Origin of the sequence: Aminithiophilus ramosus (assembly GCF_018069705.1) — a bacterium.
In the GTDB taxonomy this organism is placed as follows: domain Bacteria; phylum Synergistota; class Synergistia; order Synergistales; family Aminithiophilaceae; genus Aminithiophilus; species Aminithiophilus ramosus.
This window is the reverse complement of the sequence record NZ_CP072943.1, coordinates 1,709,238-1,724,513: the sequence shown is the minus strand read 5'-3', so window position 1 is coordinate 1,724,513 and position 15,276 is coordinate 1,709,238. Positions and strand designations below refer to the sequence as shown.

Sequence of the window (15,276 nt, the reverse complement as noted above, 5' to 3'; positions counted from 1 at the left end):
CGGAGGCGGCGCGGCGATCAGGAAAGAGGGGGCCCCTTTTCGGGGCCCCCTCTTTCCTGATCCGACAGCTGCGGGCGCGAGGTCCTTACTTCACTTCGGGTACGGCCATGCCCTTCTCGGCGTAATACTTTGCGGCGCCGGGGTGGACGGGAACGGAAATGCCCACGAGAGCCGTGTCGAGGGTGATGAGCTGGGCCTTGTTGTGGACCTTGTAGAGCTCGTCGATGTGCTCCCAGAGCGTCTTGGTGAAAGTGTAGATGACCTCTTCAGGGAGGTCTCCGTCGCAGACGACCATGGCCATGACGGCGGGAGTGATGACGTCGCTGTCGATGCCCTTGTAGGTGCCGGCGGGGATGACGTCAGAGGCGAAGAAGGGGAACTGGGCCTCGAGCTTCTGGAGGAACTCCTCGTCGAAGGAGACGAGGTCGATGTCGTGCATCGTGGCCAGGTCCATGATGGAGGCCACGGGATAGCCGGCGACGACGAATCCGGCGTCGAGCTGGCCGTCCTTGAAGCGGGACGTCGTGTTGTTGAAGTCGAGGAAGTCCGTGGACATGTCCTCGTACTTCAGGCCGGCGACCTGGAAGATGCTGCGGACGTCGGCTTCGACTCCCGAGCCGGGGGCGCCGACGGAGACGCGCTTGCCCTTGATGTCCATGAAGTTCTTGATGCCCGTCTTCTTGAGGGTGATGAGGTGGACGTGCTCGGGGTAAAGGGAGGCGATGGCCCGAACGTTGGCGAAGGGAGCGGTGAACATGTTCTCTCCCTTCCAGGCCCAGAAGGCGACGTCGTTCTGGACGAGGGCGATCTCGATCTGGTGGGTGCCGATGAGGTTCAGGTTGGCCGCCGAGGCGTTGCCCGTCTCGGCCGTGACCTGAAGATCTTCGGCGTTGCGGGTGACGACGTCGGCGATGCCCCCGCCGATGGGGTAGTAGGTGCCGGCAGTGCCGCCCGTGGCGATGGAGAGGAAGGTCTTGGCCGAGGCCGAGCCGGCAAAGGCCGACAGGGCCAGAAGGGCGACGGCGAAGAGAAGCGTGAACTTTTTCATGCGAAATCTCCTCCTAGTCAGACTTGTTCACCGATCCCCCGAGGGGTTGAAAAAGGGGAAATGAAATAAAGATACCGCCCATGTTGTCGCCTTTCCGTCACCTCCTCCATTTCTTCATTACTTCTGGGAAAAAGTATAAGGTTAAAACGAGGGGTGAGCAAGGGGCGGCGTTCTTTGTTTTTCATGGTCATTGCTCTTGAGGGCGGTCTGTGCGGTCAAGGATCGATCAGGGGTAAGCGGAATTTTGTGGCGCAAATGCAATTACCTTTTAATGAAAATAGCGGGTATAAGGAGAAGTATTATTGCAGGAGCAAAGCCAACGGAGCAGCCAGAGCTTCCCGAGTCTCCTGTCGTGGCAGTCGCGCTGGCCCCAATGAGGCGGACTTCTCCGGTGGAATCGATGAATTCTTTCGAAACAGGCAGACTCAAGTCGGCTAGGGCAGCGGTAGACAGTCTTTCTGCATCAACCTGCTCCCATTCCTGGTTGGCCCACTGATAGAGGTACCAAGTTGTGATGTTCGTGCCATTGATCTGAGAGGGTAAGGTCATAAAGAAGGAATCCTTGCCATCGTGTAAATTTATAAAATAGCTTTGCAAAAACATGACGTTGATGTTGGTGTTATTTTTTTGCAAAAGCTCTTGAGCGGTCATTTTTTCGTCATTTGTGGCGATATGTATTGATTTAATGACAGCTCCGCTAACTTCCGGCATGATCACAGAGGATGTGTAGGTCGGTAGTTTATTTGATGCTAAATAACGATAAACAGGCAGAACAAGATCAGGAGATAATTCGTCGGTGAGAATGCCCGTAACGCTATACGAGGCTTCAGGTTCAGTCATTTGGGATATCAGACCGTTTTGAGGCTGGTCCATAAAGACTACGTAAGCATCTTTGGTGAAAAGAAATTCATCTTTAGAGATTTTATAGCCCGTATTGCGCTTGATGAAAAACTCCACCTCGACTTCTGTGTCTTCGGAGAAGCGTTCTATGCTAGCACCGGCGTAAATTAGTTTTTCGACAATTTTTTCGCCAACATCGCCGGAGAAAAGGTAGGCCAGAGGGCGAATGCGCTCGAGGACGGGGTGACCTGTGCGTGCGCGGTGGCCCGTGATATTGATGTTGACCAAGTCGCCGGAAGTGTTGATCAGATCAAAAGATATAGGTTCAGCGACGGTCTCCATGGTAACGACTAGGACGTCATCGGAGCTTATTGTGGCCCCATTATTGATTTCGTCGTTTCGAGCCGCTTCAACAACCTCAAGGACTGTATCAGCATTGTCAGCGGTTGTCTCCAATATGGCTTCGGCCGTTGTGACGTGGGCATAGACGCGGCGGAGGAAATCTTCTCTGCCTATCCCGATGCCGCGGCTTTCGACGAGGAAGCTAATCGAGGGGAGGAGCCCGAAAGCGTTTCGGCCGATGCGAGCGTCAAATCCACCTTCTGTAATAGCGTTGCCGCTGCCAGTGTAGTACCAATGATGGGATAATCCATTCGATTGAAGGTTTTCGGCTATTTCGACCTCGAAGAGCTCTTCTGACATTGCTCTGACTGTTTCGGGTATGTTGAGGTTAACGCCGAACATGGTCAGAATATCGTGGAATTTATAGTATTCTGCGCCGTTGTACCGGTAGATGGGGCCATACTCGTGATGATCGATAGCGACGTGAGGCATGTAGGCATTGAAAAGTCCATGGACGGCACGCGTTGCAGGCACCTCATAGAGTAGATGATCCCGGTTCATATCGCGCATGTTGGTGTTTCGATCTTCGGCGGAGTTCTCATCCTTGCCCAGGGCAAAAGTAAGGCGGTCAAACCGCTTGGAGCCATCTGCGTTGATTCGAGGCAACATGACGACGGAAAGTTTTTTGAGGAGTGGAGTCAGATCTCCGTCGGCTAGTCGTTCGGCCAGAACAAGGGCAGCTTCGCCAGCAGCGGGTTCGTTGCCGTGAATCTGAGCTTGAATCCAGACAATAGGTCTTCCTAAAGAAAGCAATTCTTCCGGAGAAGAAGCTTTATTTTCTGCGAAGATCATAACTGGCATCGAGAATCCATCGGGATATTCGCCAAGTGTTTTTAAAGTCATATTTTCGCGAGATAGTCCATTTATAAAATCAATCATTTCTTTGTGAGATGTAAAATTTCTTTTTCCATCTTTAAATCCAGGAGTATCATATTGAATGCCTTCTGGGGCAATGTGGAAATCAAGAACTGCTTGGGGGAGGGAGTAGGACCAAGGACTATAAAAAGGACCATCTGGCCCATATGTCCCGGTAACATCCTGATATCCTCCGAAAACCATAGATGAGAAGAAAAAAAGCGACAAGATTGCTGGAATTATTTTTTGAAATAATTTCTTCATTTCTTTTGCTCCTTTCGAAATGTTATAGCTTGAAGAGCAGCTTTGTCCGCTAAGGCTGTCAAGAAGAGTTTTCCCAGGCAAGCACCTCCTCGTAGAGGGACACGGACATAAAACGCGGTGGAGAAAGAGTGGCAAATTGATGTGCCTTTGATTTTTCACCCCCTCCCAGAGAGGTCGAATTTATTAAAAATATTCTTATTTCCATACAATATCTACAATAAATCACAAATGCCGATCGGTGTCAAGGTATTTATAGGGTTTTTGTCGCCGGACAATGGTATTGTCACTCGTGAAGAGGACAGGGAAAATGTCACTTATGACGACCAGGAGAGACCTACTCATGAAGACAAAAGAAGCAAGGCGCTTGGGGTTGGTGGAAGAGGCTGGGGCAACCTGACGGTTCAGGAGGTGGCCGATCGGCTCGGTCTGAGCCGCCGTCAGGTCTTTCGGCTCAAACGACGCTACCGGGAAGAAGGAGCGCAGGGGCTCCTGCACAAGGGACGAGGCAAACCGTCCCGGCGCAGAATCTCTCAGGAGACACGGGATTTCGTCGTCAGTCTGGCCAAGGGTCTTTACAGGGATACGAGCTGTCAGCACATGGCCGAACTCCTTGCCGAAGAGCATGATCTCGTGCTGAGCGCCAAGAGCATCGCCCGTTTCCTTCGCGCGGAGAACCTGTCCCTCGTTCATCGCCACCGGGCCCCGAAGCGGCGTTCCCGCAGGGTCCGACGGTCCCGACGAGGCGATCTGGTCCAGATGGACGCCTCTCCTTTCGATTGGTTCGAGATCGGTGAGCGTTGCACTCTCCACGGCGTGGACGATGCCACAGGAGAGGTCCTCGGTCTGTGGATGGCCAGGAATGAGTGCCTCTTCGGCTACTTCCGCGTGCTCCGTCAGATGCTTGATCGCCACGGCGTGCCTCGCGAGCTTTACGCCGACCGCCACACCATCTTCCTTTCTCCCAAGTCGGAAAAACTGACGATCAAGGAGGAGCTGGAGGACTCGGCGCCTGTAACCCAGTTCGGCCGCGCTCTGGAGGTTCTCGGAACTCGCTATGTCCCTGCAGGGTCTCCCCAGGCGAAGGGGCGGATCGAAAGGCTCCGGGGAACTCTTCAGGATCGTCTCGTCGTCGCCTTCCGACGGGCCGGAGTGAAAACGATCGAAGAGGCCAACGTCCTGCTCGCCGCCTACCCGGGAGAGGTCCATAACCCGAGGTTCGCTCGTCCTCCCGCAGAGGGGGCATCTGCCTTTCTCCCTCCGCCGGACGGCCCCGCTCTCGATCTCCTCCTGACTCGCCAGACCGACCGGAAGGCCTCGGGAGACTCGACGATTTCCCTCGACGGAAAACAGTACGCCCTGATAGGCCCCCGCAGACGCCCCCTGCTTCTTGCCAGAGGACAGGCGGTCAAGGTCATCGAGAAGCTCGACGGGAAACTCCTGGCTCTTGTCCATGACGGGCTCTACGATCTCGCAGCCGTCGACAAAGAGCCCCCTGCGACTCCCCCGCCTGTCATCGAGACGAAGACAGGCACTCCATGCAAAACGAAGAAGCAGAGGAAGCCGGCGGCAGACCATCCCTGGCGACAGAATCCCGCTCCTCCTGCCGCGGCGGTCGGCTCCGAGCAAGGGACGGGTTCCCCTCCCTAGAAGGACCTCCGCCGCGGAGGAAAGCCAAGGCGGGCTGTTGACGGGGGCGATTTCAGCCCCTCGAAAGCGACACTTTCATTGTCCCTCAGACCCTCTTTTTAGATGACATTTTTAGTGTCCCTTGACAGGTATTTATAGGGTTTTTATTTTTATATAATAATAACCTAATTATGCTGGGGGAATTCGACATCCAGCGAAAAAGCCTACATTTTTTGAGGAACCACCTGTGGTTTTCGAAAGGAAGCGGGAGAAGGCTTGCCAAGAAGGGAAACTTCCATCACAATGGCTGACGAATCGAGAGGGTTCTCTCTTCTCAGGCTTGCCCCACGCTCGTCGGGCAGCGGACGGTGACGGTGACGGTTTAAGGAGGGGCTTTCAATGATTTGGAGGCACATTTTCGCGGCTGACCCGGAGGAGAAATCGCGCCCGTCCGAGGAGGCGCAGCCGCTTCATAGCCAGGTTTCGGACAGGGTGTCCGGGGAGCGGATCTCCGACGAGGGGCCTCTTTTCCCTCCCGGAGAGGAGAGTGTCTTCTCCCTTCGCGTCGACCTCAAGGTCCTCGACGAAAGCCAGATCGGCCGCGTGGCCCTGCTCCTGGCGGCAACGCTCTCGACGGAGGATGAACGCCTCGTCAAGGAGCAGGTACAGCGCATCGGATGGAGGGCCGTCGCGACGGAAATCGGAGGCCTTGCCGGAGATCTTCCGCAGAAGGTGACGCGGTCCGTCGTGGGAGCCGCCCTCAACGCCGCCATCGTCGAGAAGAAACCCGACGAGATGCATGCCCTCATGCATGCCGCCCTCGAGGCCATGAACGCCTTCATGCCGCCGTCGCTTCTGGAGGTCAGCGTGGGAGCCAAGCTGGCCATCGTGCGCAACGATCATTGGATCTCCGTCGCCGTGATGGGCGATGCCGCCTACCACGCCGCCGCCCATCACGAGCGGTGCGGCGTGGGAACCATGAATATTTAGTTTCCGCGTTGCGGGGTCTTCTCCGTCGTGTTAGAATCAGCTACTGTGTTGACCCGAATGTCACCGGGAGGTGAGGTTTACTTTGAAAAAGGGCATCCATCCCCACTATGATACGTGTAAGGTCACTTGCGTCTGCGGAAACACGTTCGAGACGCGCTCGACCGTGTCGGAAGTGAAAGTGGCCGTCTGCAATGTCTGTCATCCCTATTATACGGGGAAGAAGGGACGCGTCGTCTCCGAGGCGGGACGGCTCGAGAAGTTCCGCAAGAAGTACGAAGGCATCGACTACGGACAGAAGCAGACAGACGAGGCCTAGAGGGGGAGCGTGGCTCCCCTTTTTTGTTCGCTCTCGGAATCGCTAGGAGGTTCTCATGTCGGTTCGACTTCTGGCTCACACGCCGGACGCCGCGCGCGTCGTCGCCGCGGCCGCACGACTCTGCTACAGCGACGCGACGGCTCTTTCCCTCATGGAGGGACTTGACGAGACGAAGGCGTCGGCTTTCCTGGCCCATCTGAATCGGAGCGGCCATTTTTCCCCTTTTGAACACGCTTCCTTCACCTTCGCCGTCGACGGCATCAGTCGCGTCTGTTCCCATCAGCTCGTCCGTCACCGCCTGGCCAGCTATTCCCAGCAGAGTCAGCGTTACGTGGAGATGGGTTCGGTCCGCGTCGTGCTCCCCCCCTCCGTCGCCGGCGACGCCGAGGCCTCCCGGGTCTTTCTGGAGGCGGCGGCCGCAGCTCACGAGGCCTACGCGAAGCTCGTCGCCCTGGGGCTTCCCAAGGAGGACGCCCGCTATCTCCTCCCTCACGGCTGGGAGACGCGCCTTGTCGTCACCATGAACGCCCGGGAGCTCCATCACTTCTTCTCCCTTCGTCTCTGCCGTCGCGCCCAGTGGGAGATCCGGGACCTCGCCCGGGAGATGCTCCGCCTCGTCCTCGCCGTCGCGCCCTCTCTTTTTTCTCTTTCCGGTCCCTCCTGCGTCGTCCGGGGGACCTGCGGCGAGGCGCGACCCTGCGGCCGCCCCTACGCCTCCGTCGAGGAGCTCCTGGCATGACCCTCCTCGGCAGGCTTCTCGTGGCGATCCATCTTCTTCTCTCGGCCGAGAAAATTCCCGTGGGCGGTCAGGCCGTCATCGAGGGCGTTCTCATGAGAGGGCCTTCCCAGTGGGGGCTGGCTGTCCGTCGTCCCGAAGGGGAGATCTGGACCAAGGCCTGGGGCAATCGTCCCTGGTCCTCTCAGGGACTCTGGCGTTTTCCCCTTCTGCGGGGGATGGCGACGATGGCCGAGATGCTCGTCGTCGGCACTCGGGCCCTGACCCTTTCGGCCCAGGTCTCTCTGGGGGAGGACGAGGAGGAGAAACTCTCCCCCTGGGAGCTGGCCCTTTCCCTCGCCGTCGCCATCGCCGGAGTGGTCTGTCTCTTTCTCCTTCTGCCCCTTTGGGTTTCGACGTGGATTCAGGAGGGGCTCCGCCTTTCCGTCTGGGCCCGTCACCTCCTGGAAGGCCTTGTCCGGGCCGTCGTTTTCATCGGCTACGTGGCCCTCATCGGCCTCTGGAAGGACATGCGGCGGGTTTTCGCCTATCACGGAGCGGAGCACAAGACGATCAACGCCTGGGAGGCCGACGCGACGCTCAAACCCCATGTCGTCGGCCGTTACAGCCGCATTCACGGCCGCTGCGGCACCTCGTTCATCCTCGTCGTCGTCGCCGTCAGCATCGTCGTCTTCGCCCTCGTCGGAGGCGGCCCCTGGTGGTGGAAGGGCCTCTCCCGGGTCATCTTCCTCCCCCTCGTCGTGGGCATTTCCTACGAGATCATCCGATGGGCCTCTCGGAGCGAGGGGCTTGGACGGGCGATCATGGCTCCGGCCCTTTACCTCCAGTATCTGACGACTCGCGAGCCCGACGAGGATCAGATCGAAGTCGCCCTCGCCGCCCTCAGAGAGGCTCTGGGCGACGGGAACCGTTCCTGACTCCGCTCGAGGTGATGAATCCTTGGACCTGATGAAAAAACTGGAAGAGATCGAGAAAAACTACATGGAACTCGAGGATCGCATGGGCCTGCCTCAGGTGGCCGGCAATCCCGCCGAGCTCCAGAAGCTGGCCAAGCGCCATTCGGACCTGACCGACCTCGTGGCGGTTTACCGCGAGTACCGTCAGGCCTCGGAGGAACTGGGCCAGGCCCGGGAGCTCCTCAACGGCGGCGACGCCGATATGACCGGGTTGGCCCGGGAGGAGATCCATCGCCTTCAGCCTCTTATGGAGGCCATGGAGCGCCGTCTCAGCCTTCTTCTGCTGCCTCGGGATCCCAACGACGAAAAGAGCGTCATCATCGAGATCCGCGGCGGAGCGGGCGGGGAGGAGGCGGCCCTCTTCGCCCACGATCTCTTCCGCATGTACTCCCGCTTCGCCGAGCGCAAGGGGTGGAAGGTGGAGGTCCTCAGCACGAGCGAGACCGGCATCGGCGGTCTCAAGGAGATCGCCGCGCGCCTCGACGGTCACGGAGCCTACAGCCTTCTCAAGTTCGAAAGCGGCGTCCACCGGGTCCAGCGCGTTCCCGTCACCGAGTCGGGAGGTCGCATCCACACGTCGACGGCGACCGTCGCCGTTCTCCCCGAGGCGGAGGAGGTCGACGTCGAGGTCCGCACGGAAGATCTCAAGATCGATACCTACAGGGCCAGCGGGGCCGGCGGACAGTACGTCAACATGACCGATTCGGCCGTCCGCATCACCCATCTGCCGACGGGCGTCGTCGTCACCTGCCAGGACGAGCGTTCCCAGCTCAAAAACCGGGTCAAGGCCCTCAACCTCCTGAGGACCAGGCTCTACGACAGGGAGCTCCAGAGGAAGAACGCCGAGATGGCCGCCGAGCGCAAGGGGCAGGTCGGGACGGGCGATCGCTCGGAGAGGATCAGGACCTACAACTTCTCCCAGAATCGCGTCACCGATCACAGGATCAACGTGACGCTCCACAAGCTCGACGCCATCCTCGACGGGGATCTTTTCGAACTCATCGATGCGCTCGTCACGGCCGACGAGGCCGAGAGACTGAAGAACCTGGAGGGGTAGCCGTGGATATCGGCTCCTTACGCAGGTCTTTTGTCCTGGAGCTCGCCTCGGCCGGCATCGATCGCCCCCTTCACGAGGCCGACCTTCTCCTGTGCGAGATCCTCCGTCGCGATCGGGGTTTTCTGCTGGCCCACCTCGACGAGACCTTCCCTCCCTCCGATCTCGACAGGGCTCGGGAAGGTCTCCTTCGCCGTCTCGGGAGAGAGCCCATGGCCTACATTCTGGGACGGGCCTCCTTCGGCGATCTCGATCTTCGCGTCGGCCCCGGCTGTCTCGTTCCCCGGCCCGAAACGGAGATCCTCGTCGAGACCTCTCTCTCCCTCTGGAGCGAAGGCCCTTTCCTCGACTGGGGGACGGGAAGCGGCGTCATCGCCCTGTCCCTGCTTCACTCTCGCCCCGAAGCGGAGGGCTTCGCCGTCGAGGCGGAGCCCTCCGCCCTTCGTTGGGCCTGGGCCAATTTGAAGGAGTACGGCTTGCTCTCTCGTTGCGTTCTCCTTCACGAGGCCCGTTTGGACGCGCTTTCCCTGAAGGAGGGGAGCCTGGGGCTGGTCGTCTCCAACCCGCCCTACATCCCGACGGAGGACTTGAAGGATCTCATGGACGATGTGAGACTTTACGAACCGTCGAGGGCCCTCGACGGGGGGAGTGGCGGTCTCGATCCCTATAGGGGACTTCTTCCCTGGGCCGCAAGGGCCCTTCGCCCCGGCGGTTTCCTCGTCGTCGAGCATGGAGGAGAGGCGCAGAGAAAAGCCCTTCTGGAAATGGCTTCCCCCTCGCTCGAAAACGTCGCCCAGATCGACGATCTTGCAGGAAGGCCCCGCGTCCTCGCCTGGAAGCGTCTCTCCTGAGGCGCTAAAATGGGACGATGGAACGGAAAGCCTGTATCGTGAAGGAGGTATAAAGACATGGAAAAGAGGGAACTGGTCGTCATCGGAGCCGGTCCCGCCGGCCTGACGGCCGCCATTTACGGAAGGCGAGCGGGTCTCGACGTTCTGATCCTCGAGAAGGGATTGGCCGGAGGCCAGATCAACATCACCGACGAGATCGAGAACTGGCCCGGTGTTCCCCACTCGACGGGAGCCGACCTGGGACGGGCCTTCAAGGAGCATGCCGCCACGTTCGCTCCCGAGTTCCGCGATGTGGCCGTCGAGGGCCTCGAGGTCCGTGAGGGCAGAAAGATCGTCGTCACGGAGAAAGGACCCATCGAGGCAGGAGCCGTCATCATCGCCTCCGGCGCCTCTTTCCGCCGTCTGGGCTGTCCCGGCGAGGCCGAGCTGATCGGCCGCGGCGTGAGCTATTGCGCCGTCTGCGACGCCGCCTTCTTTCAGGATGTCGAGGTCGCCGTCGTCGGGGGAGGCAATACGGCCGTCGAAGAGGCCCTCTATCTGACCCGCTTCGCCTCCAAGGTCTATATCGTTCACCGTCGCGATGCCTTCCGTGCCGACAGGATTCCCGTCGATCGGGCCCTGGCCTCGGAGAAGATCGTTCCCGTCTACGACAGCGTCGTCGAGAGGGTCAACGGCACGGAGATGGTCGAGAGTCTCACCCTGAAAAACGTCAGGACGGGCGAGATCTCCGATCTTCCCGTCGAAGGCGTCTTCGTCTTCGTCGGCACCGAGCCCAACGTGAGTTTCCTCGCCGAGGGACAGCTCCGGCGGAGTCGAGGAGGATGGATCGTCACCGACGAAAAGATGGAGACCTCCGAGGAGGGCGTCTTCGCCGCCGGCGACGTGAGGGAAAAGCCCCTCCGCCAGGTCGTCACGGCCGCCGCCGACGGAGCCGTTGCCGCTATGTCGGCCTATTCGGCCGTTTCCGAGGAACAGTATCTCGACGGCCTGCTCCTCAAGCCCGACGAGGTGGTGGCCCTTTTCTTTTCCTCCATCGACGAAGAGCAGATGCGTCTTTCCTCGGCGACGGAGGCCTGGGCCGCCGAGAGGGGGCGCGCCGTCGTCGTCGTCGACGGTTATCGCTTCCGCCGTATGTCGGAAAAGCTCGGCGTCGAAAGCCTCCCTGCGGCCCTTCTGCTCCATCGCGGCGAGGTGATCGCCCGACGGCATGTGACCGTTCCCGGCGACCTCGGTCTTTTATACGACCGCTCCCTCGAACGCTGATCGCCTGAAGATTCTCCTCAAAAACGTAAGGAGGCTTTGCCTTGATCGTCACCGTAACGCTCAACCCGGCCATCGACGAGGAGTATGTCGTCCCCGATTTCGCGCCCGGCGGCTGGTTCCGGGCGACGAAGATCGACAGGAGCCCCGGAGGCAAGGGCGTCAACGTCTCTCTCGTCCTGAAACAGCTCGGCTACGATTCGGCGGCCATGGGATTCCTGGCGGGTTTCAACGGCGAGTACGTCCGAGACTCCCTCAAACGCCTTGGGCTGACGACCAACTTCGTCCATACCCGGGGGGAGACGCGGACGAACGTCTACGTCGTCGACGAGGTGAGCCACGTCGAGACGGGCGTCGCCGAGGCGGGGCCCTACATCACCGAAGAGGCCCTGGGCCGTTTCCTCATCAATTACAAGAGGCTCCTGAAACGGGCCGATTGCGTCCTTTTCGGCGGCTCTCTCCCTCCCGGCGTTCCTCAGGATATCTACAGGGAGCTCATCGTCCTCGCCAGGGAGGCGGGCGTCGTCACCTTCATCGACGCGGCGGGGGCGCCTCTCATGGCCGGTCTCGAGGGAATTCCCTCCTTCGCCAAGGTCGACCATCGCTTCATGTCCCGCGTCGCCGGCGTCCGCCTCAACTCTCTCGACAACCTCATCGAAGTCGTCTCGGGACTCCACGAACGGGGCGTCCTGTGGGCCGTCGCCAATTACCGTACCTGTGGAGATGTCTTCTTCACCCCCGAGGGCATTTTCCTCGGAGAGTTCGGGAGGAAGGGGATCGTTTCCCTTTTCGGTTCCGACGATGCCCTCATGGCCGGATTGACGGTGGGCCATCTGGAGAGGATGACCGTCGAGGCCTCGATCCGTTTCGCCCTTGCCTGTGCCTGGGAGAATGCGCTGCACGTCGAGAAGGGCTGCAGGAGCCGCAAGGCCGTCGAAGATCTTCTCGAAAAGGTCCACGTGGAAAGGCTCGAATAGGAGGTGTCGTCGTGCGCGTAGGAGATGTCATGGATCGTGACCTCACGGCCCTGTCGGAGCAGGCGACGCTGGCGACGGCCATCGAGGTCCTCGCCCGTCATCGTCTGACCGGCGTTCCCGTCCTCGACGAGGAGGGGAAAGTCGTCGGCTTCATCAGCGAGAAGGACATCGTCAAGGCCGCCCTTCCCGGCTATTTCGAGTACATTCAGGACCCCTCCTTCATTCCCGATTTCGGCCAGTTCCAGTCCCGCCTCAAGAAGATCCGTAACGAGCCCGTGAGCCGCCTCATGCATCGCGACGTCGTCTCTTTCAGCGAAGATGACAGCGACTTTTTCGTCGCCATGACGCTCATTCGGAACAACCTCAAGAGGGCCCCCGTCATTCGCGACGGCGTTCTCGTCGGCGTCGTCAACAGGACCGATCTTCTTGAACGGATCATGATCGCCTCGGACGGTCGCTGAAGAAGATGGAGAGGCTTCTCTTCGTCTGTGGCGGCAACACCTGCCGCAGCCCCATGGCTGCCGCCCTTGCCGACGCGATGCTGAGAAGGCGGGGAATGGACGGGCGATGGGAGGTCGCCTCGGCTGGCGTCGCCGCTTTCGCCGGCGACGAGGCCACGCCTCTGGCCCGCTCCGTCGTGGCCCGCAGGGGACTGAGTCTGGAGGGGCACCGCTCCCGCCCCCTGTCCGCCTACGACGTGGAGATGGCCCGTCTCGTCCTGACGATGACCCTCGCGCAGCGCGACGCCCTGCGCCGTCTCTATCCCGAGTTCCGGGAGAGAATCTTCCTTTTGTCCGAGGCGGCCGGACGGACACTCTCGGGGCAGGAGAGAGAGTCGGAGGCCGGAGGCGGTCCCTCTCCCCTCCTGGAGATCGAAGATCCCTTCGGCGGCGATGGGGCCGACTATGAGGATGCCGCCGCCCTGCTGGAGGAACTCATCGATCGTCTTCTGATGACGATCGCCGACCCGTAAGGTTTTGACCCGAAAGAACCGAAAAGGATAGCGAGGGGAGGTGCGCTCCAATATGGAAGAACGACTGTCGGCTCAGGACAACCGCCGGTCTCGGGCGCAGGAGACCTATCGTATCAATCAGGTGCAGACGGCCTCTCGCGAGCAGCTTCTCCTGCTGACCTACGATATAGGCATTCGAGCCTGTTTCTCGGCCGAGCGGGCCATGGAAGAGAACGATGCCGAGAGAGTCAACGACGAACTCAAACGCGGTCAGGCCGTGATCAGAGAGCTGATGGTGACCCTCCGTCCCGAGGTCGCCGGCGAGGTGGGGGTGTCTCTCATGGCCCTTTACGAATTCATGCACGGCCAGCTCGTCGAGGCCAACGTCGCCAGGGATCGCGACAAGATCGTCGTCGTCCGTCAGATGCTCGAAGAGCTTCGTTCCACTTGGCAGGAGGCCATCGCCGCTCTTCAGGCCCAACAGCGGGCATCTGAGGCCCAACCTCAGATGCAGGCGGGAGGGTTGAACTTTGCCGGATGACCTCGAGAGGCGACTCGACGAGCTGGTCCGGCAGGAGGCGGCCCTCTACGAGGAGCTCGACCATCTGCTCCTGCAGGAGGAGAAGACCGTCGTAGAGGGGGACATGGAGGCCCTTCTCCTCTGCCTTCAGGAGAAACAGAGCGTCATTTCCCGCCAGCAGCTTCTCCGCGAGGAGTGGGATCGTCAGTGCCGGGCCATGGGCTGCAAGGGAAGTCCGGGAGAGATGTCCTTTTGGGAAAACCTCTCCGACGTCTTGGGCGAAGCGGGGTATAATGGTCTCGTGACGTCCATCAGGACCATCCGAGATGCCGTTGCCCGCCTCCTGGAGCGCGAGGAGAAGGTACAGAAGCTCCTCGAAGGACAGATCAAAGAGCTGCGGAGCCAGCTCCTCCAGCTTCAGAAGGGAAAGGCGGCCTTTATCGGCTACGCCAAGGCGGGATCCTTGGGCCCCATGAAAGGGGACGGGATGCGACGATGAGAGATGCGGTGCCGAAAGGGTTGTGTGTGGCCCTTCTGGCTCTGGCTTTTCTTGCGGCGGGGGTGGCGGTTGCCACCCCCGCCTTTGCTGAGGAGATCACCGAGCGGGAGCTGGCCCTTGGCAGGAAGACGGCCCTTCAGGTCGAGGAGCGTTGGCCCCGCCTCGACGATCCCCTCAGGACGGCCCGCCTGGACATGATCCTGTCCAGGCTCGTCCCTCATGCCGAGAGAGCCCTTCCCTTCGAAGTCCGTCTCGTCGAGGCCGATGACCTCAACGCTTTTTCCCTCTCGGGAGGGATCCTCTTCGTCACCGAGGGGATGCTCTCCTTCGTCAAAAGCGATGCCGAGCTGGCCGGTCTTCTGGCTCACGAGATGGCCCATGCCGAAAGAAGACACGTTCTCGTCCAGGTGGCCCGCAACGAGCGTCTTTCCGTCCTGGGCCTGGCCGTGACGCTTGCCACGGGGGGGACGATGGGAGCGTTCCTGGCGGCCAACCTCGTCCAGGTCGCCGTCATGAACGCCTACAGCCGCGATCTGGAAGAGGAGGCCGACCGGCGGGGACTTGATCTCGTCGTCGAGGCGGGGTATCCTCCTGCGGGCATGGTCACCCTTCTGGAAAGGCTTCAGGAGGAACAGCTCCGTCGTCCCTGGGTCGATCCCGGCATCTATCAGAGTCACCCCGACTATCGCGACCGCATCGCCTATCTCGTGTCGACCATCCGAAGCCGTGGCTGGCCCCTCCACCGCAAGGAGGCCCTCAATCTGCTCCGCCCGACTCTCGTCGAGGAGGGGGAGTCCCTCCTCCTCTGCCTCGACGGAGAGGAGATCTGCCGCACGACCGGCGACAGGACAAAGCTGGAATCTCTGGCCCGGTCCCTGCGCCGGTGGCTTCAGCTGGAGACGGTTCCCTATGAGATTCGGACGGGAAGGACGAGTCAGGGAGATCCCTTCCTGATGCTGGGCAACAATCGGATTCCCCTCCCTCTCGCCGTCGATCCAGAGGCCTTTCGCCGCCGTCTCATCGAAGGGCTCGCTCGGGCCAAAAGCCTTCATCCCATCGCCGACTATCTTCTGTGACCCTCTTCGTCAAGAAAAAGTCGCCCCTTCGTCCATCGCCACCGAAGGAGGATT

General features: G+C 60.2%; 16 protein-coding genes. 14 read left to right on the top strand and 2 right to left on the bottom strand.

Features of this window, described 5'->3' with window-relative positions; genetic code table 11:
- Nucleotides 1-85: 85 nt before the first annotated feature.
- On the bottom strand, nucleotides 86-1,048 hold the full coding sequence (locus KAR29_RS07900) for a TAXI family TRAP transporter solute-binding subunit (protein WP_274372463.1): 963 nt from the start codon (nucleotides 1,046-1,048) through the stop codon (nucleotides 86-88).
- Between the two features lie 261 nt (nucleotides 1,049-1,309).
- The gene (locus KAR29_RS07895; protein WP_274372462.1) at nucleotides 1,310-3,409 is read right to left on the bottom strand and encodes a M14 family zinc carboxypeptidase; all 2,100 of its coding nucleotides are present in this window, start codon (nucleotides 3,407-3,409) and stop codon (nucleotides 1,310-1,312) included.
- Between the two features lie 228 nt (nucleotides 3,410-3,637).
- Here KAR29_RS07895 and KAR29_RS07890 point away from each other — a divergent pair, with 228 nt between their 5' ends.
- The 14 genes from KAR29_RS07890 (at nucleotide 3,638) to KAR29_RS07825 (ending at nucleotide 15,222) form a co-directional block, all read left to right on the top strand.
- Entirely contained in the window at nucleotides 3,638-5,056 is a 1,419-nt protein-coding gene (locus tag KAR29_RS07890) for an ISNCY family transposase (RefSeq protein WP_274372461.1), read from the top strand.
- Nucleotides 5,057-5,527: 471 nt separating this feature from the next.
- Nucleotides 5,528-6,025 carry a HutP family protein gene (locus KAR29_RS07885; protein WP_274372460.1) on the top strand — a complete coding sequence of 166 codons (498 nt, stop codon included), beginning with the start codon at nucleotides 5,528-5,530 and terminating at the stop codon, nucleotides 6,023-6,025.
- An 82-nt stretch (nucleotides 6,026-6,107) separates the two neighbouring features.
- A complete protein-coding gene (gene rpmE, locus KAR29_RS07880; RefSeq protein WP_274372459.1) occupies nucleotides 6,108-6,341 on the top strand; it encodes a 50S ribosomal protein L31 in 234 nt (77 codons plus the stop codon).
- Nucleotides 6,342-6,396: 55 nt separating this feature from the next.
- Nucleotides 6,397-7,080, top strand: a complete 684-nt coding sequence (gene thyX / locus KAR29_RS07875; protein WP_274372458.1) for an FAD-dependent thymidylate synthase — start codon at nucleotides 6,397-6,399, stop codon at nucleotides 7,078-7,080.
- Nucleotides 7,077-7,994, top strand: a complete 918-nt coding sequence (locus KAR29_RS07870; protein ID WP_274372457.1) for a DUF1385 domain-containing protein — start codon at nucleotides 7,077-7,079, stop codon at nucleotides 7,992-7,994. The genes thyX and KAR29_RS07870 overlap by 4 nt, the downstream gene beginning before the upstream one ends.
- A 22-nt stretch (nucleotides 7,995-8,016) precedes the next feature.
- The gene (gene prfA, locus KAR29_RS07865; protein WP_274372456.1) at nucleotides 8,017-9,090 is read left to right on the top strand and encodes a peptide chain release factor 1; all 1,074 of its coding nucleotides are present in this window, start codon (nucleotides 8,017-8,019) and stop codon (nucleotides 9,088-9,090) included.
- A gap of 2 nt (nucleotides 9,091-9,092) precedes the next feature.
- A complete protein-coding gene (gene prmC, locus KAR29_RS07860) occupies nucleotides 9,093-9,938 on the top strand; it encodes a peptide chain release factor N(5)-glutamine methyltransferase (RefSeq protein ID WP_274372455.1) in 846 nt (281 codons plus the stop codon).
- A gap of 57 nt (nucleotides 9,939-9,995) precedes the next feature.
- Nucleotides 9,996-11,201 (top strand): thioredoxin-disulfide reductase, encoded by a 1,206-nt coding sequence (trxB, locus tag KAR29_RS07855; protein WP_274372454.1) that lies wholly within the window; start codon nucleotides 9,996-9,998, stop codon nucleotides 11,199-11,201.
- A 41-nt stretch (nucleotides 11,202-11,242) separates the two neighbouring features.
- Entirely contained in the window at nucleotides 11,243-12,175 is a 933-nt protein-coding gene (locus KAR29_RS07850) for a 1-phosphofructokinase family hexose kinase (protein WP_274372453.1), read from the top strand.
- 11 nt (nucleotides 12,176-12,186) lie between these two features.
- Nucleotides 12,187-12,636: a CBS domain-containing protein gene (locus tag KAR29_RS07845; protein WP_274372452.1), complete on the top strand. Its 450-nt coding sequence runs from the start codon at nucleotides 12,187-12,189 to the stop codon at nucleotides 12,634-12,636.
- A 5-nt stretch (nucleotides 12,637-12,641) separates the two neighbouring features.
- On the top strand, nucleotides 12,642-13,148 hold the full coding sequence (locus KAR29_RS07840) for an arsenate reductase/protein-tyrosine-phosphatase family protein (RefSeq protein ID WP_274372451.1): 507 nt from the start codon (nucleotides 12,642-12,644) through the stop codon (nucleotides 13,146-13,148).
- Nucleotides 13,149-13,200: 52 nt separating this feature from the next.
- Nucleotides 13,201-13,668, top strand: a complete 468-nt coding sequence (fliS, locus tag KAR29_RS07835; protein WP_274372450.1) for a flagellar export chaperone FliS — start codon at nucleotides 13,201-13,203, stop codon at nucleotides 13,666-13,668.
- Complete coding sequence (gene flgN / locus KAR29_RS07830) at nucleotides 13,658-14,146, top strand: flagellar export chaperone FlgN (RefSeq protein ID WP_274372449.1); 489 nt, start codon at nucleotides 13,658-13,660, stop codon at nucleotides 14,144-14,146. Before fliS ends, flgN begins: the two co-directional genes overlap by 11 nt.
- On the top strand, nucleotides 14,143-15,222 hold the full coding sequence (locus KAR29_RS07825) for a M48 family metalloprotease (RefSeq protein WP_274372448.1): 1,080 nt from the start codon (nucleotides 14,143-14,145) through the stop codon (nucleotides 15,220-15,222). Before flgN ends, KAR29_RS07825 begins: the two co-directional genes overlap by 4 nt.
- Nucleotides 15,223-15,276 lie beyond the last annotated feature (54 nt).